At 70.5% G+C, this 26,023-nt stretch carries 23 protein-coding genes, 1 pseudogene and 1 riboswitch; of the genes and pseudogenes, 13 read left to right on the top strand and 11 right to left on the bottom strand.

Going from position 1 to position 26,023, the window contains the following annotated elements:
• Window positions 1-8: 8 nt before the first annotated feature.
• Window positions 9-622 (top strand): annotated as a pseudogene (locus tag ACZ7OO_RS03770) (FAD-dependent oxidoreductase); the annotation flags it as partial.
• Between the two features lie 319 nt (window positions 623-941).
• Here the strand turns inward: ACZ7OO_RS03770 and ACZ7OO_RS03765 are convergent.
• On the bottom strand, window positions 942-1,214 hold the full coding sequence (locus ACZ7OO_RS03765) for a hypothetical protein (RefSeq protein ID WP_471501094.1): 273 nt from the start codon (window positions 1,212-1,214) through the stop codon (window positions 942-944).
• A 291-nt stretch (window positions 1,215-1,505) separates the two neighbouring features.
• Between ACZ7OO_RS03765 and ACZ7OO_RS03760 the strand changes: the two genes are divergently transcribed.
• Window positions 1,506-2,312: an HAD family hydrolase gene (locus tag ACZ7OO_RS03760; RefSeq protein WP_471501092.1), complete on the top strand. Its 807-nt coding sequence runs from the start codon at window positions 1,506-1,508 to the stop codon at window positions 2,310-2,312.
• Between the two features lie 9 nt (window positions 2,313-2,321).
• Here ACZ7OO_RS03760 and ACZ7OO_RS03755 read toward each other — a convergent pair whose 3' ends face one another.
• A complete protein-coding gene (locus tag ACZ7OO_RS03755; RefSeq protein ID WP_471501090.1) occupies window positions 2,322-2,807 on the bottom strand; it encodes a transglycosylase SLT domain-containing protein in 486 nt (161 codons plus the stop codon).
• Between the two features lie 3 nt (window positions 2,808-2,810).
• A riboswitch (cyclic di-AMP (ydaO/yuaA leader) is annotated at window positions 2,811-3,008 on the bottom strand.
• 1,565 nt (window positions 3,009-4,573) lie between these two features.
• Between ACZ7OO_RS03755 and ACZ7OO_RS03750 the strand changes: the two genes are divergently transcribed.
• The 5 genes from ACZ7OO_RS03750 (at window position 4,574) to ACZ7OO_RS03730 (ending at window position 9,769) form a co-directional block, all read left to right on the top strand.
• Window positions 4,574-5,581 (top strand): polyprenyl synthetase family protein, encoded by a 1,008-nt coding sequence (locus ACZ7OO_RS03750; protein ID WP_471501088.1) that lies wholly within the window; start codon window positions 4,574-4,576, stop codon window positions 5,579-5,581.
• 341 nt (window positions 5,582-5,922) lie between these two features.
• Window positions 5,923-6,351 (top strand): DUF3455 domain-containing protein, encoded by a 429-nt coding sequence (locus ACZ7OO_RS03745; protein ID WP_471501086.1) that lies wholly within the window; start codon window positions 5,923-5,925, stop codon window positions 6,349-6,351.
• A gap of 249 nt (window positions 6,352-6,600) precedes the next feature.
• Complete coding sequence (locus ACZ7OO_RS03740; protein WP_471501084.1) at window positions 6,601-7,842, top strand: LolA family protein; 1,242 nt, start codon at window positions 6,601-6,603, stop codon at window positions 7,840-7,842.
• A 57-nt stretch (window positions 7,843-7,899) separates the two neighbouring features.
• Window positions 7,900-8,889, top strand: a complete 990-nt coding sequence (locus ACZ7OO_RS03735) for an ABC transporter ATP-binding protein (RefSeq protein WP_471501082.1) — start codon at window positions 7,900-7,902, stop codon at window positions 8,887-8,889.
• Entirely contained in the window at window positions 8,876-9,769 is an 894-nt protein-coding gene (locus tag ACZ7OO_RS03730) for an ABC transporter permease (protein WP_471501080.1), read from the top strand. Before ACZ7OO_RS03735 ends, ACZ7OO_RS03730 begins: the two co-directional genes overlap by 14 nt.
• Here the strand turns inward: ACZ7OO_RS03730 and ACZ7OO_RS03725 are convergent.
• Window positions 9,759-10,364, bottom strand: coding sequence for a flavodoxin family protein (locus ACZ7OO_RS03725; protein ID WP_471501078.1), 606 nt, complete (start codon window positions 10,362-10,364; stop codon window positions 9,759-9,761). The two genes, ACZ7OO_RS03730 and ACZ7OO_RS03725, sit on opposite strands and share 11 nt — an antisense overlap.
• Before the next feature lie 218 nt (window positions 10,365-10,582).
• On the opposite strand from ACZ7OO_RS03725, the gene ACZ7OO_RS03720 reads away from it, so the two are divergent.
• Window positions 10,583-11,899 carry a tetratricopeptide repeat protein gene (locus ACZ7OO_RS03720; protein ID WP_471501076.1) on the top strand — a complete coding sequence of 439 codons (1,317 nt, stop codon included), beginning with the start codon at window positions 10,583-10,585 and terminating at the stop codon, window positions 11,897-11,899.
• A gap of 68 nt (window positions 11,900-11,967) precedes the next feature.
• On the opposite strand, the gene ACZ7OO_RS03715 is transcribed toward ACZ7OO_RS03720, so the two are convergent.
• From ACZ7OO_RS03715 to ACZ7OO_RS03705, 3 genes are all read right to left on the bottom strand, one after another.
• Window positions 11,968-12,432 (bottom strand): VOC family protein, encoded by a 465-nt coding sequence (locus ACZ7OO_RS03715; protein WP_471501074.1) that lies wholly within the window; start codon window positions 12,430-12,432, stop codon window positions 11,968-11,970.
• 31 nt (window positions 12,433-12,463) lie between these two features.
• The gene (gene rarD, locus ACZ7OO_RS03710) at window positions 12,464-13,429 is read right to left on the bottom strand and encodes an EamA family transporter RarD (protein ID WP_471501072.1); all 966 of its coding nucleotides are present in this window, start codon (window positions 13,427-13,429) and stop codon (window positions 12,464-12,466) included.
• Window positions 13,430-13,592: 163 nt separating this feature from the next.
• The gene (locus tag ACZ7OO_RS03705) at window positions 13,593-14,444 is read right to left on the bottom strand and encodes an SDR family oxidoreductase (RefSeq protein ID WP_471501070.1); all 852 of its coding nucleotides are present in this window, start codon (window positions 14,442-14,444) and stop codon (window positions 13,593-13,595) included.
• A gap of 92 nt (window positions 14,445-14,536) precedes the next feature.
• On the opposite strand from ACZ7OO_RS03705, the gene ACZ7OO_RS03700 reads away from it, so the two are divergent.
• Window positions 14,537-14,956 carry a winged helix-turn-helix transcriptional regulator gene (locus ACZ7OO_RS03700; protein WP_471501068.1) on the top strand — a complete coding sequence of 140 codons (420 nt, stop codon included), beginning with the start codon at window positions 14,537-14,539 and terminating at the stop codon, window positions 14,954-14,956.
• 61 nt (window positions 14,957-15,017) lie between these two features.
• On the opposite strand, the gene ACZ7OO_RS03695 is transcribed toward ACZ7OO_RS03700, so the two are convergent.
• The 5 genes from ACZ7OO_RS03695 to ACZ7OO_RS03675 form a co-directional block, all read right to left on the bottom strand.
• Window positions 15,018-16,079, bottom strand: coding sequence for a 2-oxoacid:ferredoxin oxidoreductase subunit beta (locus tag ACZ7OO_RS03695; RefSeq protein ID WP_471501066.1), 1,062 nt, complete (start codon window positions 16,077-16,079; stop codon window positions 15,018-15,020).
• Complete coding sequence (locus ACZ7OO_RS03690) at window positions 16,072-17,997, bottom strand: 2-oxoacid:acceptor oxidoreductase subunit alpha (RefSeq protein WP_471501064.1); 1,926 nt, start codon at window positions 17,995-17,997, stop codon at window positions 16,072-16,074. The genes ACZ7OO_RS03695 and ACZ7OO_RS03690 overlap by 8 nt, the downstream gene beginning before the upstream one ends.
• A 200-nt stretch (window positions 17,998-18,197) precedes the next feature.
• A complete protein-coding gene (locus tag ACZ7OO_RS03685) occupies window positions 18,198-18,905 on the bottom strand; it encodes a LuxR C-terminal-related transcriptional regulator (RefSeq protein WP_471501062.1) in 708 nt (235 codons plus the stop codon).
• Window positions 18,906-19,372: 467 nt separating this feature from the next.
• Window positions 19,373-20,752 carry a sensor histidine kinase gene (locus tag ACZ7OO_RS03680; RefSeq protein ID WP_471501060.1) on the bottom strand — a complete coding sequence of 460 codons (1,380 nt, stop codon included), beginning with the start codon at window positions 20,750-20,752 and terminating at the stop codon, window positions 19,373-19,375.
• Window positions 20,753-20,896: 144 nt separating this feature from the next.
• On the bottom strand, window positions 20,897-22,087 hold the full coding sequence (locus ACZ7OO_RS03675) for a sensor histidine kinase (RefSeq protein ID WP_471501058.1): 1,191 nt from the start codon (window positions 22,085-22,087) through the stop codon (window positions 20,897-20,899).
• 239 nt (window positions 22,088-22,326) lie between these two features.
• Here ACZ7OO_RS03675 and ACZ7OO_RS03670 point away from each other — a divergent pair, with 239 nt between their 5' ends.
• Genes ACZ7OO_RS03670 through ACZ7OO_RS03655 form a run of 4 tightly spaced genes read left to right on the top strand, consistent with a single transcriptional unit; the run spans window position 22,327 to window position 26,022 of the window.
• A complete protein-coding gene (locus ACZ7OO_RS03670; RefSeq protein WP_471501056.1) occupies window positions 22,327-22,737 on the top strand; it encodes an NADH-quinone oxidoreductase subunit A in 411 nt (136 codons plus the stop codon).
• Window positions 22,728-23,327 carry an NADH-quinone oxidoreductase subunit B gene (locus ACZ7OO_RS03665; protein ID WP_471501054.1) on the top strand — a complete coding sequence of 200 codons (600 nt, stop codon included), beginning with the start codon at window positions 22,728-22,730 and terminating at the stop codon, window positions 23,325-23,327. Before ACZ7OO_RS03670 ends, ACZ7OO_RS03665 begins: the two co-directional genes overlap by 10 nt.
• Window positions 23,324-25,057 carry an NADH-quinone oxidoreductase subunit C gene (locus ACZ7OO_RS03660; protein WP_471501052.1) on the top strand — a complete coding sequence of 578 codons (1,734 nt, stop codon included), beginning with the start codon at window positions 23,324-23,326 and terminating at the stop codon, window positions 25,055-25,057. Before ACZ7OO_RS03665 ends, ACZ7OO_RS03660 begins: the two co-directional genes overlap by 4 nt.
• Complete coding sequence (locus ACZ7OO_RS03655; RefSeq protein ID WP_471501050.1) at window positions 25,054-26,022, top strand: complex I subunit 1/NuoH family protein; 969 nt, start codon at window positions 25,054-25,056, stop codon at window positions 26,020-26,022. Before ACZ7OO_RS03660 ends, ACZ7OO_RS03655 begins: the two co-directional genes overlap by 4 nt.
• The last annotated feature ends 1 nt before the right edge of the window (window position 26,023 follow it).

The raw sequence follows: 26,023 nt of genomic DNA, 5'->3' as shown, positions 1-26,023 counted from the left end.
GGGACTTCGTGATCCAACCGGTAGCAGTCATAGGTGCCGGGCCCTTCGGCCTGTCCACCGCCGCCCATCTACGGGCGCGCGGCATCCCCGTCCGGGTCTTCGGCGACCCCATGGTCAGCTGGCGCGACCACATGCCCGAGGGCATGCTCCTGAAGTCGACGCCCGCCGCCTCCAACCTCGACTGCCCGCAGCGCGGGCACACCCTCGCCGACTACTGCGACGCGGCGTGCATCCGCAGGCTGGTGACCGACGAGGACATCATCCCGGTGGAGACCTTCATCGGCTACGGCGAGTGGTTCCAGCAGAAGCTGGTGCCCGAGCTGGAGCGGGTGCGGGTGGTCTCCGGGGACCGCGACAAGGCGGCCGGGTTCGAACTGAAGTTGGACTCGGGAGAGTTGTTCACCGCCCGCGCGGTCGTCGTCGCCACCGGCCTGTCGGGACTCGCCCATCTCCCCGCGGTGCTCGCGAAAGCGGCGGCGGACGGGCCCACGGCCCCGTCTCACACAGCTCCCAGCACCACGACCTGACCCGCTGCTCCGGCAAGGAACTGATCGTCGTCGGTGCCGGACAGTCCGCGCTGGAGACGGCGGCTCTCGCGGCCGAGGCGGGCGCCCAGGTGCGGGCCAAACACCTGGCGGCTGCCCACGCCTGACGCCCGCCCCGCCCACCGCCCCGGATCCGGCGCCGCCCACCCGCACTGGGGGCCAGGCCGCCAGCCGCCCCTGGATCCGGGCCGACACCCGCCTCCGCGGGCCGGGCCGCCACCCCCGCCCCGGGGCTGTGCCGCCTCGGCCGCGGCTGCCAGGCCAGGAACTCCTCGATCGACCCGGGCGGATTGGCGGCTTCCGTGGCCTCGACCTCCCTTCCCGGGCAGTACATGTAAGGCCACCACCGGCAGCGGTCGCCCGAGGACCTTCTCGATGCGGCCCCCGGCATGCGGATCATGCGTCAGCCGTACGCACGCGTCGGCGAAGTGCAGCCCCAACAGCTCGCCTCGCGTCCAGTTCGGCGTTCTCGCCGTCCCCGTCGAACCAGAGTCCGAGCCGCCGGACCTCCTCGGTGGACAGCACGCCGCCGACCGGGTCCCCAGGACAGTTGCCGAGCATCTCGAAGCCACCGAGGAGCCAACGCCCGTAGTTCCAGCGCGCCTCGCCGGGGTCCGCCGGGTCCCGTTCGGCCTCGTACTGGCTCTCGGTGTCGTCGCCGGCCGCCACGTACGGTCTGCGCTCGTCGTCGTCGACACGACGGATACGGAACGACGGCGTAGATCTCCGGCCGCAGCGCCCGCGGAAGCCGCTCCAGCGCGTCGGACGCCGACTCCAGCAGATGCGCGCGGGAGACCCCCGGTCTGTCCGTCCTACGCCCGCCCCGTCCGATCGGTGCCATCAACCCACCGCCAACGTAACGTGGCCCACTGACAACGCCCCATCACGGAGGCGGCGGGCGCCACTTGAGGCCGAAACGCACAGTGAGTCTCCGAGGCGTGCTGTCCGTATTCTCTGATCATGGTCGCACCCACCCCGTACTCACTGATCGCCACCGACCTGGACGGCACGCTGCTGCGCGCCGACGACACCCTGTCGGAACGGTCGCTCGCCGCGCTCGCGCGGGCCGGCCGGGCCGGCGCCCGGCATCTCGTGGTGACCGGGCGCCCCGCGCCGAGAGTGCGCCCCCTCCTGGACGACCTCGGCTGCACGGGACTCGCGGTCTGCGGCCAGGGAGCGCAGGTGTACGACGCCGGCACAGCCCGACTGCTGTGGTCGGTCACCCTGGACCGGGAGCTGGCGGAGACCGCCCTCGGCAAGATCGAGGCCGAGGTCGGACAGGTGTACGCGGCGGTCGACCAGGACGGCGTGGACGGGCTCACGCTCATCGAGCCGGGCTATCTGATGCCCCACCCCACGCTGCCCGCGCTGCGCGTCGACCGGCGTGACGACCTGTGGTGCGCGCCCATCAGCAAGGTGCTGCTGCGCCACCACACCCTCTCCGACGACGAACTGGCGGCCACCGCGCGCGCGGTGGTGGGATCGCTGGCGACGGTCACCATGTCGGGGCCGGGGACCGTCGAGCTCCAGCCGTGCGGGGTGACCAAGGCGACCGGGCTGGCGCTGGCCGCCGACCACCTGGGGCTGAGCCCCGAACAGGCCGTCGCCTTCGGTGACATGCCCAACGACGTGCCCATGTTCGACTGGGCGTCCTACGGGGTGGCCATGGCCAACGCCCATCCCGAACTCAAGGCGGTGGCCGACGAGATCACCTTGTCGAACGAGGACGACGGCATCGCCGTCGTCCTCGAAAGACTCTTCAGCTGACGGCGCCGGTCAGTACGCGCCGTGCACGTTGTCCATCGAGCCGTACCGCGCGGCGGCGTAGTTGCAGGCGGCGGTGATGTTCGCGACCGGGTCGTAGATGTCGAACGACGTGCCGTCCACGTGGTAGGTCTTGAACGTCGGGTCGATCACCTGGAGCAGGCCCTTGGACGGGATGCCGGCGGCCGCGTTGGAGTCCCAGAGGTTGATGGCCTGCGGGTTGCCGGACGACTCACGCATCACGTTGCGGTAGATGCCGTTGTAGCTGCCGGGGATGTGCTTCTCGGCCATGATCGCGAGCGACTCGCGGATCCAGCCGTCGAGGTTGTTCGGGTACCCGGCGAGCGTCGTCGAGGCCGTCGAGGTGGAGGTGGCGGCGGAGGCGGTGGTCGCCCCGATGAGCGGGAGGGCGAGAACGGCGGCGCCGGTGCCGGCGATGGCAAGCGTGCGGACGATGCGGTTACGGCGGGGACGGCGGTGCTGAGTGGCAGCAGACATGGCGAAGTTCCTCTCCGTCGCCTACGAGGTGAGCTGTCGGGTTCGGGCGCGGGGAGTGCCCGGCCGCACCGCCCGAAGGCGAGGCGACTTCACCCCTAGCCGTTCCGGTACGACGTCCGTCGTTGACGTCGGCCGCCCGGTCCGGCGACTTACCTGGATCCCCCGCTCCTGCCGTGCGAATGGACTCGTCGATGGGTCACGACGGGCGGCGGCAGGATTCGGCGTCCGCCCGGCGAGCGGGAACGTATGCGAGAGCACATGTCCGGAACAAGTGCTGGATTCACACAACACACCGATTGACCTTGATCTGAGTCGTATGGGGTACTTGATCCTTTGCGGCTGCCAAGCCACAACTCGCCCACAGGGAACGGAAAGAAAGGTTCGTCCTAGCCTTTACGGCCTCCCGACCGACGTGACCCACTTCACGAAGTGGCAATCGCGGCAAATCAGACATGAGGGATTCGTGAAGTCCGTTTTTCCGGGCATCGGTGGAAAAGCGCTCCGCCATTATTTGCGTGGATTGCCCCAATTGAGGCGAGAAGAGTGGCGTGCATCACAGGTGATTTCGGGTATTGCCCGAATTGTCTAATTCGGTGGAATTGTGGCTCGGTAAGCGAACCGACGGGCCAGACCGGATGCGGGTGGGCAGTGGGCGCTGCTCGTCCAGTTCATCTGTTTCAGCTGGTTCATCCGGTCGTGTACGTCTCCGGTGCGCCCCTCGTGAACTCTGCACGGTCCGGGTACGCGCGTCCGCTGATCGACCGCGGCCGGGAGGTCGGCGCCCGTCGGCTACGTCCGTTCGGATTCCTCCACGGCGACGGGTCGGCCCAAGTCCTCCGAGCCGGCGTGGAGTTCACGTGCGTGGGCCCCGGCGGGCGTACGTGATTCCGGTCACGTTGGAGGAGGGATCGGCGGGCCCACCGACCCGGCGGCGGGCGAGGCGGCTGTCCATGCGCGCGTGTCCACCGTGAGAGGGGAACCTCCGCCGCCCCACGCGTCGTTGTCATAGCGGCCGTCCGTGGAGTGCACGGCGACCGCTTTGAGCGGCTCGGGCGCGAGGGCCGTCACCCGGAGGGAGATGCAGCCGTCCCGGGGGATGCCGGCCGCTCGACGGTCGCGGGGCCTGTCGGCCGACCGAGGCATGTCCATGACCCATCGGGCGCGGTCGGCGCCGGCGGCCGCGTGGGCTCGTCCGGTCGGTGAGCTCGGCGGGGGAGGTCTTCGAGCGGTGCGGGGGCGGTCTCGTCCGTCCGTGGGCGCCACGCGCGCGGGGGAACGGCGTTCGGACGGCGAAGGGGATGAAGGGGGGTGCGGAGGTCCTCGTGCGTGATCTCGTAGGGGACGGATGTAGGGGTACGGATCGACTCGATCTGAACCCCGTCGGCTTTGACGGGCCGCGAAGGGGGTACCTCCGGGCAGGTGACGTCGGTCGGAGAAGACATGACCGTCCGTGGTCGGCGCTCTGTGGGACGGCCCGCCGTCGGACCCGGTGACGGCACTGGTCGGGGACGCGGTTCCCCCTCCGGCCCGGGACACGACTTGAGCCCCGGTTCGGGACAACTGGCGGTACTTCCTGTTAAGTCATTGGATGTCAGGTCGTATCGGCTGATCAAAACATACCGGTCGTGATCCGATAGCGCCCGGGGTGTAACGGTGGGCGCTATCGGTGATCGAAACCTGACCGGATACGCTGACTTGAGTGATGGCAGCGACCTATCGACAAACCGTGTAATCGCCAGTGGACACCAGCAGACAGGAGACCCCTCGTGACCGTCGGGCCGTTCGGGCTGAGCGTGCGGGACCAGGCTCTGGAAGCCGATGTCCAGGCCGGATTGACGGCTGTCGAGGAGGGCTTGCTAGAAGCCACCAAAAGTGAGGTCCCCTTCATCACGGAAGCCGCGCAGCACCTCGTGCGGGCCGGCGGGAAGCGGTTCCGGCCGCTGCTGGTGATGCTGGCCGCGCAGTTCGGTGACCCGTACGCGCCGGGCGTCGTGCCGTCGGCCGTGGTAGTCGAGCTGACCCATCTCGCCACGCTGTACCACGACGACGTCATGGACGAGGCCGCCGTGCGGCGCGGTGTCGACAGCGCCAACACCCGCTGGGGCAACTCGGTCGCCGTTCTCACGGGTGACTTCCTGTTCGCCCGCGCCTCGCAGATCCTCGCCGACCTCGGACCCGAGGCGGTGCGGGTCCAGGCGCTCGCGTTCGAAAGGCTGGTGACGGGCCAGATCCTGGAGACGGCCGGGCCGTCGGACGGGCGTGACCCGGTCGACCACTACCTCGACGTGCTGGCCGGCAAGACCGGCTCGCTGGTGGCGGTCTCCTGCCGCTTCGGCGCGATGATGTCCGGCGCCGACGAGACGGTCGTGGACGTCCTCACCCAGTACGGCGAACGCCTCGGTGTCGCCTTCCAGCTCGCCGACGACGTCCTGGACATCGCCTCCGACTCCCGCGAGTCCGGCAAGACCCCGGGGACCGACCTCCGCGAGGGCATCCCCACGCTTCCAGTGCTGCGGCTGCGGGAGCGGGCGGCCCGGCTGGGGCTGCCCGAGGACATCGCCCTGTGTGAGCTGCTGGACTCCGACCTCACGGACGACGCGCGGCACGCGGAGGCCCTGATCGCCCTGCGGACGCATCCGGCGCTGGAGCAGGCGCGCCGGGACACGGTCAGGTACGCCGAGGAGGCCCGGGCCGCGCTGGCCCCGCTGGCGGAGTGCGATGCGAAGGTCTCCCTCCTGGAACTGTGCGACGCGGTGGTGCACCGGGCGGGATAGCCCTCCTGGGCTTCCTGGCCGCTCTGCCGAAGTCGATTCCTCGAGGAGCCCAGCCCAAGGGGCGCATTGTGATGCACATCACATCGCTGGACTGAGTCCAATCTAGGATCCGTTTCGTACTCCCTCTCAGAAGCCGACGTAGGGGACGTCGGCCGCCAAAGGGGGAGAAAAAGGAATGATGGTCATCAACGCAACGCGTCGCCAGAGCCTCGTCGCCGCCGTGGTCGTCACTGTGACCGCTCTCGGTGGTGCCGCCGTCCCGGCATTCGCCGTCACCAGCCATGGCTCCACCGGTCACAGCTCCACCGGTCATGGCTCCACCGGTCACAGCTTCACCGGTCATGGCTGTCTCCGACCTCAGGAGCGGGGGCTTCCAGGCCTCCGTCGTCACGGGCAAGCAGATCTACGAGTGCAAGGCGGCCGACGGCGGAGGCTACGCCTTCGCCCAGCGTGATGTCAGCGCCAAGCTCGGCTTCGGCATCCGGCACTCCTACGTCGCACCCAACTCCGGCACCCCGCAGTGGGCCGCACCCGACGGCAGCGCGGTCACCGGAGCCGTCCTGACCAAGACGGCGAACGGCAACGGCAACATCCCAGAGCTCGACCTCAAGGCCACCCAGTCGGGCAAGAAGCACGGACTGCTCGCGCACACCGGTGAGGTCCTGCGCCTGAACACCGCCGGCGGCGTCGCCCCGGTCGGCACCTGCACCCCGGGTGCCGTCGTCGGCGTCCCCTACCAGGCCGACTACGTGTTCGTGCGGCAACCCTGAGTGACCATGGCGTGTGGCAGGAGGCGCCTTCCCCGCGCGACCCCTACGGGTCCGGGGAGGCGCCTCCACCCTTGTGTCATACCGCAGGCGTACGCGGAGTTGGCTCCCGGGTCTGACGCTTCTGTGGCTGCGATTTGGTGAGATGGAAACCACGGAAATCACCACCACTCACCGATTCGGGTGAGAATGGCGGCTCAGGGTGGGACACGTGCGAGCACAGCCGCCGCCGACGACGGAGGTAAGGCACACATGGCACCGTATGAAACAGACGACAGCACGGGGGCCGCGCAGGCCGACGACGAGCTGCGCGCCCAGCGGCGGCGCAAAGCCGCACGGTACGTCGTTCCGGTCACCGTGGTGGGCGTGGCCGCGGCCACGATCGGGCTGGTCCCGGCGCTCGCCGACTCCGGCGACCCCAGCCTGCCGAAGATCACCGCGCAGGAACTCATCAACAAGATCGCCAAGTCGGACGTGCAGCAGCTGTCCGGCACGGTGAAGATCAGCACCGACCTCGGGCTGCCCAACCTCGGCGGTCTGGAGAGCGGCCTGATGTCCGGCGCGGCCGGGGGCGGCGGGGGCGCCTCGTCCGCCGACCCGTCGACCAAGCTCACCGAGCTGGCCTCCGGCACGCACACACTGCGCGTGGCCGCGGACGGCCCCGAGAAGCAGAAGGTGTCGCTGCTGGAGAGCGGCGCCGAGTACAGCCTCATCCACAACGGCACGGACGTGTGGGGCTACGACAGCAAGTCCAACGAGGTCTACCACTCCACCGCCGCAGACTCCGGCAAGGCCCAGCAGCACGAAACCCCGGCCACGCCCAAGGGCTTCGCCGACGAGGTCCTCAAGTCGGTCGACGACACCACGTCGGTGAAGGTCGACGGCACCGCCCAGGTGGCCGGCCGCGACGCCTACCGGCTCGTCATCAAGCCCAAGCAGTCCGGTACGACGGTCGGCGCGATCAGCATCGCGGTGGACGCGAAGACCGGAACCCCGCTGAAGTTCACGCTCACCCCGTCGAGTGGCGGCGCGGCCGTGATCGACGCCGGTTACACGCAGGTCAGCTTCGCGAAGCCGGCCGCCTCGACCTTCGACTTCACCCCGCCCAAGGGCGCCAAGGTCACCCAGGGCGACAGTCTCGACAAGGCGAACAAGGCAGGCAAGGGTGACAAGGGTGACAAGATCACCAAGTCGCCCGGCCAGAGCACACCCGAGGAGCTCGGCAAGAACGGCTTCGACGTGCTCGGCAAGGGCTGGAACTCCATAGCCGTCCTCGACACCGGCAGCAAGGGCGGGCTGCCCACCGGCTCCGCTTCCGGCGGCGGCGACCTGGGCGGCTTCCTCGGCTCGCTCGGCGACCCGGTCTCCGGCAAGTTCGGCAAGGGCACGGTCCTCTCCACCCGGCTGATCAACGCCCTGGTCACGGACGGCGGCAAGGTGTACGTCGGCGCGGTGGACAAGGCGGCCCTGGTGAAGGCGGCGAACGCGGGGTAGCGCAGGGCGGGGTGGGTACCGTGAGTACCCACCCCGCACGACGAATCGAGGGAGCCGATGGACCAACCGTCCGTCACGGACCGGGAGTCGGGGGACCCGGGGCAGGATGACCCGGCACGCGCGAGCGTCATCGACACCCGCGGCCTCACCAAACGCTACGGCGGACAGCTCGCCGTGGACGGTCTCGACCTGACCGTCCCGGCGGGCAGCGTCTTCGGCTTCCTCGGTCCGAACGGCTCCGGCAAGACCACCACCATTCGCATGCTGATGGGGCTGATCACACCCACCTCGGGCACGGCACGCGTCCTGGGCCACCCGATGCCGCGCGCCTCACGCGTCGTACTGCCCCAGGTCGGCGCCCTCATCGAGGGCCCGGCGCTGTACGGCTTCCTCTCCGGCCGCGACAATCTGCTGCGGTACGACGCCGCCGACCCGACCGCAGACCCGCGCACCCGGCGCGCCCGCGTCGAGGACGCGCTGGAGCGGGTGGGCCTGACGGCCGCCGCCGCGAAGAAGGCGAAGGCCTACTCCCTGGGCATGAAGCAGCGTCTGGGGCTGGCCGCCGCACTGCTCCAGCCCCGCAGGCTGCTGGTCCTGGACGAGCCGACCAACGGCCTCGACCCGCAGGGCATGCGGGAGATCCGTTCCCTGGTGCGGGAGCTGGCAGGGGACGGCACGACGGTCTTCCTCTCCTCCCACCTCCTCGACGAGATCGAGCAGGTCTGCACGCACGCGGCCGTGATGGCGCAGGGCCGGCTGATCACCCAGGGCGCGGTGGCCGACCTGGCGGCCGGAGCGCGCGGCCGGCTCGTGGTGACCACCCCGGACACCGGCGAGGCGGCCCGGGTGCTCAAGGAACAGGGCGTCGTGGACCTCGTCACCGCCGAGGACCGGGTGAGCGGCGAGCCGCCCGAACGCGACCTCGCCGAGGTCAATGCGGCGCTCGTCTCGGCGGGCGTGCGCGTGCGCGGCTTCACCCTCGAACGGGCCTCGCTGGAGGACGCGTTCGTGGCGCTGACCGGGGAGGGCTTCGATGTCGCGGGCTGACGCGGCGGTCGTGGAGGAAACGACCGTCCGGCCGAACCCGCTGTGGACACTCGGCCTGCTCCGCAGCGAGCTGGCCATCACCCTGCGGCGCTGGCGCACCCTCGCGCTGCTCGGCGTACTGGCGGCGGTGCCCGTCCTGATCGGGGTCGCCGTCAAGATCGAGACGCGAGGCGGCGACCAGGTCGGTGGGGGTGGTGGCGGTGGTGGTGGCCCGGCGTTCATCGCGCAGATCACCAACAACGGCCTGTTCCTGGTGTTCACGGCACTGGCCGCGACCCTCCCGTTCTTCCTGCCGATGGCCGTCGGGGTGGTGGCCGGCGACGCCGTCGCCGGCGAGGCCAACGCGGGCACCCTGCGCTATCTGCTGGTCGCCCCGGCCGGCCGCACCCGTCTGCTGCTCACCAAGTACGCGGCGACCATGGCCTTCTGTCTGCTGGCCACCCTGGTGGTGGCCGCCTCCGCCCTCGCCGTCGGTGCGATCCTCTTCCCGCTCGGCGACGTGACCACCATCTCCGGCACCCAGATCTCCTTCGCCGATGGCCTCGGCCGGGCTCTGCTGATCGCCCTGATGGTGGCGGCCTCCCTGACTGGCATAGCGGCGCTGGGCCTGTTCGTGTCCACGCTGACCAACAGCGGTATCGCGGCGATGGCGACCACCGTCGGCCTGCTGATCACCATCCAGATCCTCGACCAGATCCCCCAGTTGCACGCGCTCCAGCCGTACTTCTTCTCCCACTACTGGCTGTCCTTCGCCGACCTGGTGCGCGACCCGGTCTACTGGGACGACCTGGTCAGGAACCTGGAGCTGCAGGCCCTGTACGTGGCGGTGTTCGGGTCGGCGGCGTGGGCGCGGTTCACGACGAAGGACATCACGGCGTAGCGGCGGCGGAAGCCTCACCCACCGCGAATCGGGCCAGGGGCGCCTCCCCGGCGAAGAACTCCTTGGCCCGCGCCAGCGCCTCCGTGTCCTTGAGGACATCACCTCGCGCGCTGCCGTTGCCGAGCAGTACCCCGCCGAAACGCATGCCCATGTAGGCGGCCGAGTTGTGGAGCAGGCCGGCGTACGGGTCCGCGACGGACGGCTCGTGGTCCGCCAGCACTGCCACTCCCCACAGGGTGCGTCCCGTCAGGGTCGCCCTGAAGTCGAGATCAGGGGTGCGCAGCCAGCCCGACCAGTAGTCCAGGTAGCGCTTGGTGAGACCGGACACCGAGTACCAGTACACCGGCGAGGCGATCACGATGTCGGTTGCCGCCAGTGTGGCGTCGAGCAGCAGACCGGCGTTGGTGTGCGAGGGCGCCCGCACATGGTCGGCGTCGCGTCGCAGGTCCACGAAGTCCGGCAGCGGATGGTCGGCCAGGCTGATCCACTGCTGTTCGACGTCCTCGGGCAGTTGTTCGGCGGCTCGGCGGGCCAGGAGTTCGGTGTTGCCGTCGGAGCGGGCACTGCCCAGTACGAACAGGAAGCGGCGAGTCACGAGATCCCCCAGGTGGGCGGCGCACGAAGACTAAAGTTGTGTGCATCATATGCGCATGCATTCAAATTGACCAGGGGTGGCGCCGCCGGGCCGCGGCGGGCGGCCCCTTCCTGATGCGAGGCTGTGACGTCGCGGTGACGCGTGGGCCGAGGGGAGCGGCCAGACTTGACCGTACGCACGGGTACGACCGGACGGTGACGCCGGGGGAATGAGGGCCGATGTCCCGACTCAGCCGCGAGACGAAGCGGGAAGCTCAGCAGACCGACCGGCCGGCGGAACCGGTCGAGGTCCGCGTGACAGGCGGCGCCGCGACCGTGGACGGCGTACCGCTGTTCCCGGCGCCCGGTGAGGAGCCCCAGCAGGCGGTCCTCAACCACCTCCAGCGCCTCGCCCATGCCGGCGGCCGTCCCGTCCTCGCCACCGTCCACGACAGCCGCATCGGGTATGTCGTCCGCCTCCAGGTGAACCTGGACGGCTCCAGCAGCTTCACCGGCGATCCGGAACAGATGGGGCCGTCCGGTGCGCCGAACGCGCCCACAGCACCCCCGGAGGCGGCACAGCAGCCCCCTCGGGACAGGCCGCCGCATCTCCTGCGCGCCGTCGACGAGCCCCCGGCCCCGGCGGTCACGGGCACGGCGGTCACGGGCACGCCGGTGGCGGCTACGGCGGCTACGGGCACGCCGGCCGCGGGGGCGGCGGTCACGGAGGTGGCCCCCTCCTTCCCGCTGCGGGCGGTCCCGGCGCCGCCGGTGGCCGAACCGACGGCGCCGGGTACGGTCCAGCCGCCGACCGGGGTGTTCGGCCCGCCGCCCGTCATGGACGGGACAGCCGCCCCGGCCCCCGCCGTCGTACCCGCTCAGGCCGTCACCGGGCCCCAGCCGGCGGCCCGGAACGATCCTCCCGTCGCCCCCCGTGCAGAACCCGTCATGGACTCCCTCATAGGACCCCTCGTAGCACCCAAATCCGCCCGCGTCCTCGAACCCGATCCCAGGCACACTCGCGCCCGCGGGTTCGACGCCGTCGCCGAGGAGGTGCTCGGGGACGAGCCCGTGACCGTGACGGCGGAGGGGGCCGCGCTGCTCACCGAGCCGGTGTCGCGGATCAACGAGGCCGTCCGGGCGGGCCGTATCGAAGTGGCGGCCGAACTCGCGGAGCGCACCGTCGCCGAGGCCTCCGCGACCCTCGGCGACGGTCACGCCGAGGTGCTGCACCTGCGCGAGCTGACCGCCTACATCGCCTACCTGGCGGGCGATCCGCTGCGCGCCTTCCACCTTTCCCTCGACCTGGCCCGGCAGCGCCGGCAGGCACGGGACGGCGAGGGGGCGTACGGGAACGTGCGGAGCGCGGCCACCGCCTGGCGCGCGGTGCGCGACCCGGAGCACGGGCTGCGCCTCGGCCGCGACCTGATCGACCTGTGGGCGCAGCTCACCACCGAGGACGGCCCGGCCGCCGACGACCCGGAGGAACTGGATTCCGCCCGTGCCCGGATGGGCCGCCTCACCGAACGCGCCCGCCGCGCCTCCGAGAACGTCTGAACGTCAGTCACCGCATCCGGAGCGTCAGTCACCGTAGCCGGAGCTCGGCCGCTGCATCCCTGAGCGTGTCACTGCACGCAGAACTCGTTGCCCTCCGGGTCGGCCATCACCGTCCACGCCCCGGCCGGCTCGGACACATGCCGCAGCACCGTCGCGCCCAGCCCTTCGAGCCGCGTCACTTCCTCCGACCGCTTCCCCGCCTCGGCGTGCAGGTCCATATGAAGCCGGTTCTTGCCGGACTTCCCTTCCGGTACCCGCTGGAACAGCAGCCGCCGGCCGAGCCCGGTCCCGCGCTCCTGGTCGAACGGATCGTCCGGATGCCGTACGGCCATCAGGTCACGGAAGGCGGCACGGCCGTGGTACTCCACGGTCGCCACGCCGGGCAGCGCGCCCAGCTCCAGCAGACGTTCGACCAACGCGCTGTTGTCCTCGGCCACATAGTGCAGCGCCGCGGCCCAGAAGTCGGCCTGCGCGTGCGGGTCGCGGGCGTCGACGACGAGTTTCCAGTGCAGGGGTGCGGGCGTCTGCGTCATGCCGCCCACTTATAGCCGAAGGCCGTGGGCCTCACACCTGACTTGTGGGAGTCTCCGCGGCCGCAGTCACCGGCCGTGGTACGCGCGCCGCCGCGAGCGCACGCGCGGACCGGTGGGCGGTGCGCAGCGCGTCCCAGGTGAGCAGGGCGAGGGCGACCCAGACCAGGGCGAAGCCGGCCCAGCGTTCGGCGGGCATGGCCTCGTGGAAGTAGAGGATGCCGAGCAGGAACTGGAAGACCGGCGCCAGGTACTGCAGCAGACCGAGCGTGGAGAGCGGGACGCGGATCGCGGCGGCGCCGAAGCAGACCAGCGGGAGCGCGGTGACGATGCCGGTGGAGGCCAGCAGGGCGGCGTGCCCGGCACCGTCGTTGACGAAGCTGGAATCGCCGTGGCCGGCCAGCCACAGCAGATAGCCGAGCGCGGGCAGGAACTGGATCGCCGTCTCCGCGGCGAGTGACTCGATGCCGCCGAGGTTGACCTTCTTCTTGACGAGGCCGTAGGTGGCGAAGGAGAAGGCGAGGACGAGCGAGATCCACGGCGGCTGCCCGTAACCCACGGTCAGTACGACCACGGCGGCGAAACCCACGCCCACCGCCGTCCACTGCGCGGGCCGCAGCCGCTCCTTCAGCAGCAGTACACCCATGGCGATGGTCACCAGGGGGTTGATGAAGTAGCCGAGCGAGGCCTCCACGACGTGCCCGGAGTTCACGGCCCAGATGTAGACACCCCAGTTGACGGTGATCACGGCGGCGGCGACCGTCACCAGCGCCAGCCGGCGAGGCTGCCGCAGCAGCTCACCGGCCCAGGCCCAGCGTCGTACGAAGGCCAGCGCGACGGCGACGAAGGCCAGGGACCACACCATCCGGTGGGCCAGGATCTCCAGGGATCCGGCGGGCTTCAGCAGCGGCCAGAAGAGGGGGACCAGGCCCCACATTCCGTAGGCCGCGAAGCCGTTCACCAGCCCCGCCCGCCGCTCACCCCTCGATATCTCGGCCACCGGCCCTCCTCACGCCCTCACGCCCAGCTCTCCAGCACACCGGGACGAAGGTAACGCCGAGCACCCCCGTCTGTCATGGCCGTATCGGCATACGGTCATGACAGACGGGGGTGGAGACGCGCGGTGCCTCTTCAGGCCTCTCGGGGCCTGTTTGGGTCAGGGCCTACTTGAGGCCGGCCGCGACGGCCTCGGAGATCGGGGAGGTCGGGCGGCCGGTCAGGCGGGAGAGGTCGCCTGAGTCGACGACCAGCTCGCCCTTGGCGATCGACGCGTCGACATCGACCATGATCGCGGCGAACGGCTCGGGCATCCCCGCGCTGGTCAGGATGGACTGGAGCACCTCGCCGGGCACGGAGTTGTAGGCGATCTCCTTGCCGGTCTGCCGCGCGATCTCCGCCGCGTACTCCGCGAAGCTCCAGGCGACGTCGCCGCCCAGCTCGTACGTCTGGTTCTCGTGGCCCTCGCCGGTCAGTACGGCGACGGCGGCGGCCGCGTAGTCCGCGCGGGAGGCCGAGGAGACCCGGCCGTCGCCGGCGGCCGCGACGACGGCGTTGTGCTCCAGGACCGGGGCGAGGTTCTCGGTGTAGTTCTCGTGGTACCAGCCGTTGCGCAGCAGGGCGTACGGCAGGCCGGAGGCGAGCAGTGCCTCCTCGGTGGCGCGGTGGTCGTCCACCAGCGACGCCTTCAGGCTGCCCGGGGCGCTGGTGTAGGCGAGCAGGGCCACGCCGGCCGCCTTGGCCGCGTCGATGACGACCTTGTGCTGCTGCGGGCGGCCCTTGTCGAACTCGTTGCCCGAGATCAGCAGCACCTTGTCACCGGCGGCGAAGAGACCGTCGAAGGTCCCGGGGGCGTTGTAGTCCGCGACGGCGATCTTCACGCCCCGGGCGGCGAAGTCGGCGGCCTTGGCCTCGTCGCGCACGACGGCGGTGATCTGTTCGGCCGGGACCTTCTCCAGCAGCTGCGTCACGACGTGACGGCCGAGGTGTCCGGTGGCTCCGGTGACAACGATGCTCATGGTCTGCCATCTCCTTGTGGGGTTCCGATGCCACTAACCCTACGAGGTGCGCTAACCAAAAGAAAGTACCCACTTTGAAGTAAGGTACTTGCATGGCCGTAAGTACCTCTGAAGTCGAACACCGCCCCGACGCGCCCGGCGCGCGGGCCGGCGCGCACGTCGTCGGCGAGGCGATGTGCCCACACCGCCTGGTCCTGGAGCACGTCACCAGCCGCTGGGGCGTCCTGGTCCTGATCCAGCTCCTCGACCGTGCCCACCGCTTCAGCGAACTGCGCCGCGCCATCGGCAGGGTCAGCGAGAAGATGCTCACCCAGACCCTCCAGACCCTGGAACGCGACGGCCTCGTCCACCGGGACGCCAAGCCCGTCATCCCGCCCCGCGTCGACTACTCCCTCACCGATCTCGGCCGCGAGGCGGCCCGGCAGGTGCGGGACCTGGCGCTCTGGACGGAGCGGCGGATGGCGGACGTGACCCGGGCCCGGGAGGCGTACGACGAGGCGAAGCGCGGCTGAGCACGAAGCGGGCCCGGACGCAGCGTCCAGGCCCGCACTCACTGCTCGCCCTTACCGAGGGTCAGCCAACGACCGTCCAGGTGTCCCCGCCGGCCAGCAGTGCCGCCAGGTCGCCCTTGCCGTGCTGCTCCACCGCTGTGTCCAGTTGCGCGGACATCTGGGAGTCGTAGACGGGCCGTTCCACCGACCGGAGGACGCCGAGGGGTGTGTGGTGCAGGGTGTCCGGGTCGGCCAGGCGGGACAGCGCGAAGGCCGTGGTGGGGGAGGGGGAGTGGGCGTCGTGGACGAGGATCTCGGACTCGTTGTCCGGGGTCACGTCGACCACCGTCAGGTCGCCGGTGAGCCGGTCGCGTACGACTCCGCGCATGCCGTCGGTGCCGAAGCGGATGGGCTGTCCGTGTTCCAGGCGGATCACCGCTTCCTCGGCGGACTGCTTGTCCTTGAGGGTGTCGAAGGCGCCGTCGTTGAAGATGTTGCAGTTCTGGTAGATCTCGATCAGGGCCGTGCCCGGGTGGGCGGCGGCCTGGCGCAGCACCTCGGTCAGGTGCTTGCGGTCGGAGTCGATCGTGCGGGCCACGAAGGACGCCTCGGCGCCGATCGCCAGCGACACCGGGTTGAACGGGGCGTCCAGGGAGCCCATCGGTGTCGACTTGGTGATTTTCCCGACCTCGGAGGTCGGTGAGTACTGTCCCTTCGTCAACCCGTAGATCCGGTTGTTGAAGAGGAGGATCTTCAGGTTGACGTTGCGGCGCAGGGCGTGGATGAGGTGGTTGCCGCCGATGGAGAGGGCGTCGCCGTCACCGGTGACCACCCACACGGACAGGTCGCGGCGGGAGGCGGCGAGCCCGGTGGCGATGGCGGGGGCGCGGCCGTGGATGGAGTGCATCCCGTAGGTGTTCATGTAGTACGGGAAGCGGGAGGAGCAGCCGATCCCGGAGACGAAGACGATGTTCTCCTTCGCCAGCCCCAGCTCCGGCATGAACCCCTGTACGGCGGCCAGGATCGCGTAGTCACCGCAGCCCGGGCACCAGCGCACCTCCTGGTCGGACTTGAAGTCCTTCATGGACTGTCTGGCCTCGGCCTTGGGGACGAGCTGGAGCAGTCCGTCGGCGGCGTCAGTCATGGATGGCCTCCTTGAGCGCCTCGGCGAGTTGCTCCGCCTTGAACGGCATGCCGTTGACCTGGTTGTACGAATGCGCGTCCACGAGGTACTTCGCCCGGACGAGGGTGGCGAGCTGACCGAGGTTCATCTCGGGGATCACCACCTTGTCGTAACCGCCCAGGACCGCACCGAGGTTGCGGGGGAAGGGGTTGAGGTGGCGCAGATGCGCCTGCGCGATCGCCTCGCCGGCCCGGCGCAGCCGCCGTACCGCAGCGGTGATCGGCCCGTAGGTCGAGCCCCAGCCCAGGACCAGGGTGCGCGCCCCGTCCGGGTCGTCGACCTCCACATCCGGGACGGCGATGCCGTCGATCTTGGCCTGCCGGGTGCGGACCATGAAGTCGTGGTTGGCGGGGTCGTAGGAGATGTTGCCCGTGCCGTCCTGCTTCTCGATGCCGCCGATACGGTGTTCGAGACCGGGCGTGCCCGGGATGGCCCACGGACGGGCCAGCGTCTGCGGGTCGCGTTTGTAGGGCCAGAACACCTCGGTGCCGTCATCCAGCGTGTGATTGGGCCCCTGGGCGAACTGCACCCTCAGGTCGGGCAGTTCCTCCAGATCAGGGATCCGCCAGGGCTCGCTGCCGTTGGCCAGGTAGCCGTCGGACAGCAGCATCACCGGCGTTCGGTACGTCAGTGCGATCCGGGCCGCCTCCAGCGCCGCGTCGAAGCAGTCCGCCGGGGTCCGCGGGGCGATCACCGGGACCGGGGCCTCGCCGTTGCGGCCGTACATCGCCTGCAACAGGTCGGCCTGCTCGGTTTTGGTCGGCAACCCGGTGGACGGCCCGCCGCGCTGGATGTCCACCACCAGCAGGGGCAGCTCCAGCGACACCGCGAGCCCCACCGTCTCCGCCTTCAGCGCCACACCCGGGCCGGAGGTGGTCGTCACGGCGAGCGAGCCGCCGAAAGCCGCGCCGAGCGCCGCGCCGATGCCGGCGATCTCGTCCTCGGCCTGGAAGGTCCGCACACCGAAGTTCTTGTGCTTGGAGAGTTCGTGGAGGATGTCGGAGGCCGGGGTGATCGGATACGAGCCGAGGAACAGCGGCAGGTCGGCCTGGCGGGACGCGGTGACCAGGCCGTAGGCCAGGGCCAGGTTCCCCGAGATGTTGCGGTAGGTGCCCACCGGGAACGCGGTCGTCGCCGGTGCGATCTCGTAGGAGACCGCGAAGTCCTCGGTCGTCTCCCCGAAGTTCCAGCCCGCGCGGAAGGCCGCCAGGTTGGCGTTCATGACCTCGGGCTTACGGGCGAACTTCTGCTCGAGGAAGCGTTCCGTGCCCTCGGTGGGCCGGTGGTACATCCATGACAAGAGGCCGAGCGCGAACATGTTCTTGCTGCGCTCGGCCTCTTTACGGGTGAGGTCGAATTCCTTGAGGGCTTCCACGGTCAGCGTGGTCAGCGGCATCGGATGGAGGCTGTAGCCGTCAAGCGAGCCGTCCTCCAGCGGAGAGGTGTCGTAGCCGACCTTCTGCATCGCCCGTTTGGTGAACTCGTCCGTGTTGACGATGATCTCCGCGCCGCGTGGCAGGTCCCCGATATTGGCTTTCAGAGCGGCCGGGTTCATCGCGACCAGCACGTTCGGCGCGTCCCCGGGGGTGAGGATGTCATGGTCGGCGAAGTGCAGCTGGAAGGAGGAGACCCCGGGCAGGGTGCCTGCAGGGGCACGGATCTCGGCGGGAAAGTTGGGGAGGGTCGACAGATCGTTGCCGAAGGACGCGGTCTCCGACGTGAACCGGTCACCGGTGAGCTGCATACCGTCACCCGAGTCCCCCGCGAACCGGATGATCACCCGATCCAGGCGCCGGACGGCCTTCACGCCGCCCGGCCTGCGCTGTTCTCCTACGGTTCCGTCGGCCTGTTCCGTTGTCCTGCTGACCTGGCTGGTCACTGAACTGGACCTCCTTCGAGGCGGCTGTCCGGGCGTGGTCGTCCCACGGACCATCCCACGTTCAACCCTACGTCGGTTAAGGTCGCCTTCCCGCGCCTGCTCACATGGTGGATGGCGTTTTGAGACGACCTGTCGCCCTGACTTGTCATGATTTTCCCTCCCCCTGGCTGCCTTCCGGTTCCGACACGGTGTCGGTTCCGTCAGGAGTTCAGATAGGTCAGAACGGCCAGAACGCGCCGGTGGTCACCGTCGCTCTGGGAGAGCCCCAGCTTGAGGAAGATGTTGCTGACGTGCTTCTCGACGGCTCCGTCGCTCACGACCAGCTGCCGCGCGATCGCCGAGTTGGTCCGCCCCTCGGCCATCAGCCCCAGCACCTCCCGCTCCCGCGGGGTCAGCCCGGCCAGCACGTCCTGCTTACGGCTGCGCCCCAGCAGCTGCGCGACCACCTCGGGGTCGAGCGCGGTACCGCCCTCGGCGACCCGCACGACCGCGTCCACGAACTCCCGCACCTCGGCGACCCGGTCCTTCAGCAGATAGCCCACGCCCCGGCTGGAACCGGCCAGCAGTTCGGTGGCGTAGCGCTCCTCCACGTACTGCGAGAGCACCAGCACCCCGAGCCCCGGATGTGCCTTCCGTAGCCGTACGGCGGCTCGCACACCCTCGTCGGTGTGCGTCGGCGGCATCCGTACGTCCGCCACCACCACGTCCGGCATCGCGCCCTGCGCGTGGAGATCGGCGATGGTCTTGACCAGCGCCTCCGCGTCGCCGACGCCCGCGACAACGTCATGTCCGCGGTCGGTCAAAAGCCGGGTCAGTCCCTCTCTGAGCAGCACTGAATCCTCGGCGATGACCACCCGCACCCTGTCCTCCACGATCTCCCGGCCCCCCACACCCCGTCCGGCGTACATGCCTGCCCTGTCCGAAAGACCAGCATTCCAGCATTCGGATCGAAGCGCGCCGGGGTCATGAGAGGAGACGAGCCAAATAAGCCCGCCCGGCGTCCGAGATACACCCTCCTGTCCAGCCCGTCCGGCGTTGCAGGACGAGGCCGTTCGGGGTTCGGGTCGAAGCCGGGGGCTGGGGGCGGCAGCCCCCAGGAGCGGGGGCCGAAGGGGCACGCCCTCGTGGGGACGGGCAAGGGCGGCGGGGGCGGATCCGCCAGGGCCAGGGGGCGGAATCCGCCAGGGCCAGGGGACGGATCCACCAGGGCCAAGGGACGGAATCCGTCAGGGGACGGAATCCGTCAGGGGACGGAATCCGCCGGGGACGGAATCCGCCGGGGGGCGGAAATCCGCCGGGGGGCGGAGATCCGCCGGGGGGGCGGATCCGCCAGGGCCACGGGACGGAATCCGTCAGGGGACGGAAATCCGTGCCCTCAGCCCCGCCAGGGCAGCTCCGCCGTCACTCGCGTGGGCCCGCCCACCGGCGAGTCCACCACCAGGATCCCGTCGACCGCGTCCAGCCGCTCGGCCAGCCCCGCCAGCCCCGACCCCCTCGCCGTGTCCGCACCCCCCACCCCGTCGTCCACGACCTGCAGCATCAACCGGTCCTCGCTCCGCCACACATCCACCGCCGCCGCACTCGCCCGCGCATGCTTGCTGATGTTCTGCAGCAACTCGGACACCGTGAAGTACGCGATCCCCTCGATCGCCGCCGCCGGCCGCTCCGCCAGGTCGACCTCCACCTGCACCGGCACCGTGCACCGCGAGGCCACCGCCGACAGCGCCGCATCCAGGCCCCGGTCGGTCAGCACCGCCGGATGGATTCCCCGGGCCAGGTCCCGCAACTCCTGCAGCGCGGTCTTCACCTCACCGTGCGCCTCGTCCACCATCCGCGCCGCGACCTGCGGGTCTTCCCGCAGCTTCTCCTTCGCCAGCCCCAGATCCATGGCCAGTGCCACCAGCCGCGCCTGCGCCCCGTCGTGCAGATCCCGCTCGATGCGCCGCAGGTCGGCCGCGGCCGTGTCGACGACCACCCCCCGGCCGGACTCCAGCTCCACCACCCGCGACGCCAGCTTCGAGGGCCCGAGCAGCCCGTGCACCATCAGCCGGTCCACCAGCGTCAGCGCCCGTACGATCCACGGCGTGGCCAGCGTGAACAACAGCCCCACCAGCGCGGTCACGGTGATCTCGAACGGGTTGTCGAGATAGACGCTGTGATGGGAGTCGCCGTACAGCTGAAGTCCGCCCTGCCCGGCGTACATCGGGAAGACCCAGAACCACAACGGGTACGTCAGCAGGGCCCAGCCGTACGCCCAGAAGTTGAGCGCGACGACGAAGGAGAACATCGACCAGGGAAACTGGAGGACCGCGTACAGCAGATGCCGCCAGGACGTGCCGCTCTTCAGCACCGCGCCGATCCACGCCATCACCCCGGGCTTGCGCATCCGCAACGGTTCCGGGTCGGCCACCTCCAGGCGCAGCAGCCCGCGCGCCCGCGTCCGCTCCAGCGCCCCGAAGCCACGGCAGCCGGCGAGGGCCGCGGCCAGCAGGGGGATCCCGATGAAGGTCACCAGCAGACCGACACCGAGGGACAGCATCGTCACGGTCCACACGAACAGCGCGACCCCGATCGGAAAGCCCAGCAGCACATAGGCGAACTCACGCCAGCTGCGCGCCTCGAACGGCGCCCGCAGCACGGCCGGCACCCGATGCCGAGGCTCACCGTACGGACCGTGGCCGTACCCGCGATCCTGCACGTATCCGTGGTCCCGCTCGTATCCGTATCCGTGCCCGTGCCCGTACTCCGTGGCCATCGGTGCCGTCCCGTCCGTCCTGTGCTGTCCCAGCCCGTCCCGTCAGGCCTGTCCCTGCCGTACCTCCACCCTGCTGTGCCGCAGCGCCACGAACCATGGAGGCCGTCGGCATCTTGAACGGGGGGTTTTCCCTACCTCTCGGTCCTACCCGCGGTCGCGCCAGGGCAGCTCGGCGGTGACCGTCGTGGGACCGCCGGCCGGAGAGTCGACGACGAACAGGCCGTCCACCGCGCCCAGCCGGTCGGCGAGCCCGCGCATCCCGGTGCCGCCGTTCAGGCTCGCGCCGCCGCGTCCGTCGTCCCGTACCTGGATCAGCAGCCGGTCGTCGGCGAGCCACACGTCGACCGAGGCGCTGCGCGCCCCGCTGTGCTTGCTGATGTTCTGCAGCAGCTCGGAGACGGTGAAATAGGCGATGCCCTCGATCGCGGGCGCCGGTCTGGACGGCAGGTCGGCGGTCACCTGGACCGGTACCGTGCAGCGCGAGGCGACCGAGGACAGCGCCGCGTCCAGCCCCCGGTCGGTCAGCACCGCCGGGTGGATGCCCCGGGCGAGGTCCCTGAGCTCCCGAAGGGCCAGCTTCACCTCGCCGTGCGCTTCCTCGACCATCGCGGCGGCCCCCTCGGGATCCTCCAGCAGCTTCTCCTTCGCCAGACCGAGCCCCATGGCGAGGTTGACGAGACGGGCCTGCGCCCCGTCGTGCAGATCCCGTTCGATACGCCGCAGGTCGGCGGCGGCCGTGTCCACCACGACCCCCCGGTCCGACTCCAGCTCGGCGATCCGGCGCTCCAACTCGTCGGAGGGCGACAGCAGACCCCGGACCATCGCCCGGTCCGCGTTCGCCAGCCCGCGCGCGATGAACGGCAGCACCGGCCACAGCACGAACAACGACGTCACCACGATGCAGAAGGTGAGGATGCCCCAGGGCAACCGGATGAAGTCGTACAGCAGCGTCCGCCAGCCCACCGGATCCTTCAGCGCCATCCACAGCCGTTGAGTGCGCGCACCCCGCTTGGACCACGGCAGCGGAGTCGGCTCCTCCACCCGCACCCCGAGCAGCGCACGCGCGCGTGCCCGCTCCAGCTTCCCCAGCTGCCGGGCGCCCACCAGCGTGCCGGCGAGCAGCGGGATGCCGACCACGGTGATCGTCAGCACGCCGCTCACCCACACCGACGTGAACACATAGATGAAGCCGAACAGCGCTATCGGCAGGTTCAGCAGGAGGTGCGCGATCTCCTTCCAGGTGTGACCGTCGTAGGCGAAGCGGACGGGCGGCAGCCGGTCGCGGTCTTCTCCGCCGTCGGCCAGGCTGCTGAATCGGGGTGCGGGTGCGGTCATATGCGCCAGCGTGCCGTGTGCCGTGACGCAATGCCATGGAGTTCGCCGCCCAGGCCACCCTGGGGAAAACCCCACCAGTCGCCCCGCTGTCACGTCTCACCGTGTGACGGGCTGCTTACCGTGTCTTTATCAGGGCCTAGACTCGCGTGCGTACAGATCGTCGAATCAAGAGTTGACTGAGGTCACGACGCGGGGCCGGGGCCGGCCCGTTGTCTGTCGAGGGAGTGAGGGGACGGACGATGTGGGAGACGGTGAGCGGTGAGCCGTCCGTGGTCGTCGCCGCGGACTACTTCGCGTCCTACTCGGTCGTGGGACTGCTGGCACTCATCGGCGTGCTCTTCGTCGCCGCCGCCTTCGGAGCCGGCCGGCTACTGCGCCCCGTGGTCCCCACGCCCGAGAAACTCCTGACCTACGAGTGCGGTGTCGACCCCGTCGGCGAGGGCTGGGCACACACCCAGGTCCGCTACTACGTCTACGCCTTCCTCTACGTCATCTTCGCGGTCGACTCGATCTTCCTGTTCCCCTGGGCGACGGTCTTCGCCGCCCCCGGCTACGGCGCCACCACGCTCGTGGAGATGTTCGTCTTCCTCGGCTTCCTCGCCGTCGGCCTGCTGTACGCATACAAGAAGGGCGTCCTGACATGGACGTGACGCCGTCGGAGCCCGTGCTGCTCCCGGAACCGAAACGGTTGGGCGCGCTCGCCCGTCTCGCCCCCGAGCCGATGAAGGTCGTCCTCAACTGGGGCCGCCGATACTCGCTCTGGGTCTTCAACTTCGGCCTCGCCTGCTGCGCGATCGAGTTCATCGCCGCGTCGATGGCCCGCCACGACTTCATCCGCCTCGGGGTGATTCCCTTCGCGCCGGGCCCCCGCCAGGCCGATCTGATGGTGGTCTCGGGCACGGTCACCGACAAGATGGCCCCGGCGGTCAAGCGTCTGTACGAGCAGATGCCCGAGCCCAAGTACGTCATCTCCTTCGGCGCGTGCAGCAACTGCGGCGGCCCGTACTGGGACTCCTACTCCGTCACCAAGGGCGTCGACCAGATCATCCCGGTCGACGTCTACGTCCCCGGCTGCCCGCCGCGCCCCGAGGCCCTCCTCCAGGGCATCCTCAAACTCCAGGAGAAGATCGCCGCGGAGTCCCTGGGCGAGCGCTACGACACCCCCCGCCCGTCCGCCGCGGCCCTCCAGAGCGGCCTGGTGCGGCCGCCGGACCCCGCCGCCGAAGGGGACACGCGATGAGCGCCCCCACCGGCTGGCTCCCCGCCCCCGTGGACGAACTCTTCGGCACGGACGCCACGGCCGAGGAGTCCTACGAGGTCCTCACGGTCGATGTCCCTCCAACCTCCTGGCTGGCCGCCCTGGAGACCGCTCGTACGACGCTGACCTGCACCTTCTTCGACTGGCTGAGCGCGGTCGACGAGCCCGGCACCGGCTTCCGAGTCTCCGCTCACGTCATCGCCCTCGCCCCGGTCCGCCGCCTCCTCCTGCGTACGACCGTGCCGCACTCCGCCCCCGAACTCCCGTCCGCCGTCGGCGTCTACGCGGGCGCCCGCTGGCACGAACGCGAGACCCACGAGATGTTCGGCGTCCGCTTCTCCGGCCACCCCGGCCTGGACCATCTCCTCCTTCCGGAAACCTTCGAGGGCCACCCCCTCCGCAAGGACTTCGTCCTGGCGGCCCGTGTCGCCAAGGCCTGGCCCGGCGCCAAGGAACCCGGCGAGTCCGACCACGGCGGCCCCAGGCGTCGCCAGATGCTTCCCCCAGGCGTCCCCGACCCCAACGAATGGGGTCCCCTGAAAGGCCAGCTCCCCCCTGTGCCCGCCCGCCCCGCCCGAGCCGCGGCAGGCCGCCCCACCGGCGAACGCCCGGCCCGCGAGCCCGGCGAACGCCCGGTACGGCGCTCCCGCACAGCAGCGGAGGGCTCGGCCAGCCAGACAGCCGGGGCGGGCACGCCAGCCCCGACGCCTGCGGCGGACGCGCCCGCCGAGGCACAGCCGACGCCCACCCCGCGTCGGGGACGGAGTGCGGGCGAGGGGTCCGCTTCCCAGCGAGCCACCTCTGCGGGGCAGCCGTCGGCGGCTGCGGACCGGGGGCGGAGTGCGGGCGAGGCTTCTGCTTCCCAACCGGGCGCTTCTGGGGGGCCGCCGTCGGCGGCTCCGCGCCGGGGGCGGAGCGTGAGCGAGGGTTCCGCCTCGCAGCGCGCGGCATCCGCAGCAGACGAGACCGCTCCGGCGGAGGAGCCGACGGCCGCCGCTCCCCGGGGACCGCGCCGGGCACGTACCGCCTCGGGCGGCTCCGCGTCGCAGCGCACGCAGCAGACGACACCGCCGGCAGAACCCGCCACCCCGGCCCGCCCCTCGACCCCACGCAGCGCCGACGCTCCGTGGCACCACGCCCGCCCGGCCTTCGACGAACCTGGAGGCGCAGAGCGGCGGGTTACGTCGGCCGGGCCGGGCGAGCCGACCGAGGCGACCGAGACACGCGGGGCCGGGCCGGAGGCCGAGAAGGCGGGGGCGGGGGCGGGGGAGCCGATGCCGCAGGATTCGGCTGGGCCTGAGCCGACGGCGCAGGATTCGGCTGGGCCTGAGCCGACGGCGCAGGATTCGGCTGGGCCTGAGCCGACGGCGCAGGATTCAGCTGGGCCTGAGTCGGCGCCGTCTGAGTCGGCCACGCTCGGGCCGACCGCACCGGACGCGTCCGAGCCGAAGCCTGCCGCGCCCGAGACCCCAGAGGATCCCGAGGCCGTCGAGGCCGCTGAGGCCGCCGAACCTGAGACCTCACCCCCCGACACCTCCGACGCCTCAGCCTCCGACTCCCCCGCCTCTGAGGCCCCGGCCTCCGAAGCCTTCGCCCCCGACGCCCCTCCCAGCCGTGAAGCCCCGGCCGCGACCCCGGACAACGCCACACCGGACACCGCCACCCCCGAACAATCCGCCCCCCACGACGACCGCCAAGGAGGCCCGCAGTGAACGACGCTCTGGACGTCGCCCTGCGACTCCTCGTCGTGTTCGTCGTCTTCCTCACCTTCCCCCTGATCGTCGGTCAGACCGAGCACAAGGTGATGGCCCATATGCAGGGCCGCCTCGGCCCGATGTACGCCGGTGGTTTCCACGGCTGGGCCCAGCTGATCGCCGACGGAGTGAAGTTCGCGCAGAAGGAGGACGTGGTTCCGGCGGGCGCGGACCGCCGTATCTTCCAATTGGCGCCCGCGGTGGCCCTCCTCCCGTATCTGCTTGTGCTGCTCGCCATCCCGATCGGCCCCGGCGAGGGTGCCGTCGGCCAGGTTCTGGACGCGGGTGTGTTCTTCGTGCTGGCCGTGATGGGCGTCGGTGTCCTCGGCTCGCTCATGGCCGGCTGGGCCAGTGCCAACAAGTTCTCCCTCCTCGGCGGCCTGCGCACCGCCGCCCAGCTACTCGCCTACGAACTTCCCATGCTGCTCGCCGCCGCCTCCGTGGCGATGGCGGCCGGTACGGTCTCCCTGCCGGGCATCGTCGGTGCCTTCCACTGGTGGTGGCTGCCCTGGCAGATCACCGGAGGCCTGGTCTTCTTCGTCGCCGGCCTCGCGGAGCTCCAGCGGCCCCCCTTCGACATGCCCGTCGCCGACACGGAGATCATCTTCGGCGCGTACACCGAGTACACCGGCCTGCGCTTCGCCCTGTTCCTGCTCGCCGAGTACGCCGGGATCGTCGTCCTGTGCGGCCTGACCACCGTCCTCTTCCTGGGCGGCTGGCACGGCCCGTGGGGAGCCGACGGCCTCGGCTGGCTGTGGACCCTCCTGAAGTCGGCGCTCCTCGCCTTCGTCGTGATCTGGCTCCGCGTGACCTACCCCCGCCTGCGCGAGGACCAGCTGCAGAAGTTCTCCTGGACCCTCCTCGTCCCCCTTTCTCTCGCCCAGATCGCCCTCACCGGCATCGTCAAGGTGGTGATCTCCTAAC

The sequence above is a fragment of the Streptomyces sp. NPDC111744 genome, from assembly GCF_055634995.1.
This window is presented reverse-complemented; position numbering and strand designations above follow the sequence as displayed.